This is a genomic window from Pseudomonas sp. CAM1A, assembly GCF_047501685.1.
GTDB lineage: Bacteria > Pseudomonadota > Gammaproteobacteria > Pseudomonadales > Pseudomonadaceae > Aquipseudomonas.
This window is the reverse complement of sequence record NZ_JBFNXP010000033.1, coordinates 1-4,063: the sequence shown is the minus strand read 5'-3', so window position 1 is coordinate 4,063 and position 4,063 is coordinate 1. Positions and strand designations below refer to the sequence as shown.

The 4,063-nt window shown below is 58.2% G+C and carries 4 protein-coding genes, 3 tRNA genes and 1 rRNA gene; all 8 read left to right on the top strand.

The annotated features are described in order from the left end of the window. Window positions 1–98, top strand: a 5S ribosomal RNA gene (gene rrf / locus ABZO33_RS26725); the annotation flags it as partial. A gap of 179 nt (window positions 99–277) precedes the next feature. Next, window positions 278–1,237, top strand: coding sequence for a bifunctional biotin--[acetyl-CoA-carboxylase] ligase/biotin operon repressor BirA (gene birA, locus ABZO33_RS26720; RefSeq protein ID WP_414538492.1), 960 nt, complete (start codon window positions 278–280; stop codon window positions 1,235–1,237). Beyond that, window positions 1,227–1,976: a pantothenate kinase gene (locus ABZO33_RS26715; protein ID WP_414538491.1), complete on the top strand. Its 750-nt coding sequence runs from the start codon at window positions 1,227–1,229 to the stop codon at window positions 1,974–1,976. Before birA ends, ABZO33_RS26715 begins: the two co-directional genes overlap by 11 nt. 11 nt (window positions 1,977–1,987) lie before the next feature. After that, the gene (locus ABZO33_RS26710; protein ID WP_414538490.1) at window positions 1,988–2,413 is read left to right on the top strand and encodes a hypothetical protein; all 426 of its coding nucleotides are present in this window, start codon (window positions 1,988–1,990) and stop codon (window positions 2,411–2,413) included. 152 nt (window positions 2,414–2,565) lie between these two features. After that, window positions 2,566–2,649 (top strand) — tRNA-Tyr (locus ABZO33_RS26705). Window positions 2,650–2,673: 24 nt separating this feature from the next. After that, window positions 2,674–2,747: transfer RNA gene (locus ABZO33_RS26700), tRNA-Gly, on the top strand. A gap of 28 nt (window positions 2,748–2,775) precedes the next feature. Then, a tRNA-Thr gene (locus ABZO33_RS26695) sits at window positions 2,776–2,851 on the top strand. Window positions 2,852–2,930: 79 nt separating this feature from the next. Next, window positions 2,931–4,063: elongation factor Tu (tuf, locus tag ABZO33_RS26690; protein WP_414538489.1), on the top strand; the 1,133-nt coding region annotated here is incomplete at its 3' end.

Genomic DNA, 4,063 nt, shown 5'->3' with positions numbered 1-4,063 from the left:
TTGGAACCACCTGATCCCATCCCGAACTCAGCAGTGAAACGATGCATCGCCGATGGTAGTGTGGGGTTTCCCCATGTGAGAGTAGGTCATCGTCAAGATTCATTTCGCAAAACCCCTATCTGCGCGAGCAGGTAGGGGTTTTGTCTTTTGCGCTGTTGGCAAGTTAACGCCCTCCCTTGTAGGAGCTCGTCGTCTGCAGTGGCAACGGTAGCCCTTTTCCTATGCAAGCCCTCGGGGCGTGGCTATCATGCCAGCCTTATTCCGAGTCGAGATTGGCATGCTGAAGTTGTTGAACCTCCTCAAGGATGGCCGGTTCCATTCCGGAGAAGCCCTGGGGGCCGCCCTTGGGGTGAGTCGCAGCGCCGTTTGGAAGCAGCTGCAGCACCTGGAGAGCGAACTGAACCTGACCATTCACAAGGTCCGTGGCCGCGGCTATCAGCTGGCGGCGCCGTTGAACCTGCTCGAAGCGCAGGCGATCGCCAGGTTCTCCCAGGGCGAGCCATGGCCGGTGTTCATACACGAAACCATCGACTCCACCAATGCCGAAGGGCTTAGGCTGGTCGCGCAAGGGCAGGCTGCACCGTTTCTGGTGCTGGCCGAGCGCCAGAGTGCAGGTCGCGGTCGTCGCGGGCGCCCGTGGGTCAGTCCTTTTGCCGAAAACCTCTATTACAGCCTGGTATTGCGCATCGATGGCGGTCTGCGTCAGCTCGAGGGCTTGAGCCTGGTGGTCGGCCTGGCGGTAATGCGTACACTGCAGGCGTTCGGGCTGAAGGATGTGGGACTCAAGTGGCCCAATGATGTCCTTGCCGGCGGGCGCAAGATCACCGGAATACTCCTGGAGCTGGTCGGGGACCCTGCAGACGTCTGCCATGTGGTGCTGGGTATTGGTATCAATGTAAACATGCAGGGCAACGAACAGATCGATCAGCAATGGGCCTCGATGCGCAGCGAAGCTGGGCAGCTGGTGGATCGCAACCGCCTGGTGGCGGTGCTCAGCCAGCAGTTGCAACACGAACTTGGTCGCCATCGTCGCTATGGTTTCGCTGCGTTCCAGGAGGAATGGGAGCAGGCGCATCTGTGGCAGGGGCGTAAAGTTTCGCTTGTCGCGGGCACTTCACGTATCGAAGGCGTCGCGCTGGGGGTGGATGGGCAGGGCGGCTTGCGTCTCGAGGTCGATGGTGTGGAGAAGAGCTTCAGCGGCGGCGAGCTGAGCCTGAGGTTGCGTGATGATTCTTGAGCTCGATTGTGGAAACAGCTTTATCAAGTGGCGCGTCATCCATGCCGCCGACGCCACCATCAACGGTGGTGGCATCGTGGACTCCGATCAGGCATTGGTCGCAGCTGTCGCAGGGCTCTCGAGCCTGAGTCTGACTGGTTGCCGCATGGTCAGTGTACGCAGTGAAGAAGAAACTTCATCGCTGTGCGCGCTGATCCAGGCCTCGTTCGGGGTCGCGGTAAACGTGGCCCAGCCTGTGCAGGAAATGGCCGGCGTGCGCAATGGCTATGACGATTATCAGCGCCTGGGCATGGACCGCTGGCTGGGTGCGCTGGGCGCCTATCACCTGGCCAGGCGTGCTTGCCTGGTCATCGATTTCGGCACCGCGGCCAAGGCCGATTTCGTCGCGGCCAATGGTGAGCACCTGGGTGGCTACATCTGCCCGGGCATGCCGCTGATGCGTAGCCAGTTGCGTACCCATACCCGGCGTATTCGCTATGACGATGCGTCGGCCGAGCGTGCCCTGAACAGCCTGGCACCGGGGCGCTCGACCGTCGAGGCGGTCGAGCGTGGTTGTGTGCTGATGCTCCAGGGCTTCGCCCGTACCCAGATCGAGCAGGCCAGGGCGATGTGGGGTGAGGACTTCACTGTCTTTCTGACCGGTGGGGATGCGCCCTTGGTGCAGGAGGCGGCGCCGAAGGCTCGGATCGTGCCGGACCTGGTATTCGTCGGTTTGGCCATGGCCTGTCCATTGAATTGAGGTGACTGACTATGCGCTGGTTGTTTCTGCTGTTGGTTGTGCTCAACGTCTTTTATTACGTGTGGCATCAGCAGGAAGCTCCCCTGAAGGTCAAGGAAGTCGCCCCGTTGGCGTTGTACAAAGGTTCCCAGCAGGAAATCCGCCTGTTGCGCGAAACCGGAGTTGCGGCGCCCGCCCGGCGCCGTGACGAATGCCTGGTGGTTGGGGGGATGGCTGCGCCCGAGCAGCTCGAGGCCTTGCGTCAGCGGCTGGTCAGTCTGGATATCGCTGCCCTGCCAGTGGTTGGTCAGCTACCGGGTGCCGAGGGGCTCTGGCTCAAGGTTGCCCCAGAAAGCGAGCGTTTGCTGGACCCGGCTGTGCTCTCGACTCTTTCCAAGGATTTCAAAGACTTAAAACACAAAATTATTTTGTGCGAGGGTATTGCAACTGCCGAATAGCTTGATAGAATGGCGCCCGCTTCACAGGGAACATCACTTGGGTGGTAGATCTGGAGGCAGTGTCAAAGTAGCTAAGTTTCAGATTTGATTGAAAAAATTTGAAAAAACGCTTGACACTGGGGCGGCAGCCAAATAGAATGCCGGCCACATCTGGAGGGATTCCCGAGCGGCCAAAGGGGACGGACTGTAAATCCGTTGCGAGAGCTTCGAAGGTTCGAATCCTTCTCCCTCCACCAGTTTTAGCGAGAGCCGCAAGCTCCGCGGGTATAGTTTAGTGGTAGAACCTCAGCCTTCCAAGCTGATGATGCGGGTTCGATTCCCGCTACCCGCTCCAAGTTTGCTGTTGTTGCACAAAGTGTTTCGCTCTTGTAGCTCAGTTGGTAGAGCACACCCTTGGTAAGGGTGAGGTCAGCGGTTCAAATCCGCTCAAGAGCTCCATATAAACAAGGCAGATATGAAAATATCTGCCTTTGTTTTATCAGCGGTATGACTATTTCTTCTGCGGAGGACTGTATCGATGGCTAAGGAAAAGTTTGATCGTTCGCTACCTCACGTTAACGTCGGCACTATCGGCCACGTTGACCACGGTAAGACCACTCTGACTGCAGCGCTGACCCGCGTTTGCTCCGAAGTTTTCGGTTCGGCCGTCGTTGAGTTCGACAAGATCGACTCGGCTCCGGAAGAAAAAGCCCGCGGTATCACCATCAACACCGCGCACGTCGAGTACAACTCGAACATTCGTCACTACGCTCACGTTGACTGCCCAGGTCACGCTGACTACGTGAAGAACATGATCACCGGTGCTGCCCAGATGGATGGCGCGATCCTGGTTTGCTCGGCCGCCGATGGTCCGATGCCACAGACTCGTGAGCACATCCTGCTGTCCCGTCAGGTTGGCGTTCCGTACATCGTGGTCTTCCTGAACAAGGCTGACCTGGTAGACGACGCTGAGCTGCTGGAACTGGTCGAGATGGAAGTTCGCGACCTGCTGTCCACCTACGACTTCCCAGGCGACGACACCCCGATCATCATTGGTTCGGCTCGTATGGCGCTGGAAGGCAAAGATGACAACGAAATGGGCACTACCGCTGTCAAGAAGCTGGTAGAAACTCTGGATGCCTACATCCCTGAGCCAGTTCGTGCCATCGACCAGCCGTTCCTGATGCCGATCGAAGACGTATTCTCGATCTCGGGCCGTGGTACCGTTGTTACCGGTCGTATCGAGCGTGGTATCGTCCGCGTTCAAGACGCCCTGGAAATCGTTGGTCTGCGTGACACCACGACCACCACCTGCACCGGTGTTGAGATGTTCCGCAAGCTGCTGGACGAAGGTCGTGCTGGCGAGAACTGCGGCGTTCTGCTGCGTGGTACCAAGCGTGACGACGTTGAGCGTGGCCAGGTTCTGGTCAAGCCAGGTTCGGTCAAGCCGCATACCAAGTTCACCGCAGAAGTCTACGTCCTGTCGAAGGAAGAAGGCGGCCGTCACACTCCGTTCTTCAAGGGCTACCGTCCTCAGTTCTACTTCCGTACCACTGACGTGACCGGTAACTGCGAACTGCCGGAAGGCGTTGAAATGGTAATGCCAGGTGACAACATCCAGATGACTGTCACTCTGATCAAGACCATCGCAATGGAAGACGGTCTGCGTTT

Coding starts and splice junctions, on each gene's coding strand:
- ABZO33_RS26710 (WP_414538490.1), top strand. CDS start 1,988: ATGCGCTGGTTGTTTCTGCTGTTGGTTGTGCTCAACGTCTTTTATTAC.
- birA (WP_414538492.1), top strand. CDS start 278: ATGCTGAAGTTGTTGAACCTCCTCAAGGATGGCCGGTTCCATTCCGGA.
- ABZO33_RS26715 (WP_414538491.1), top strand. CDS start 1,227: ATGATTCTTGAGCTCGATTGTGGAAACAGCTTTATCAAGTGGCGCGTC.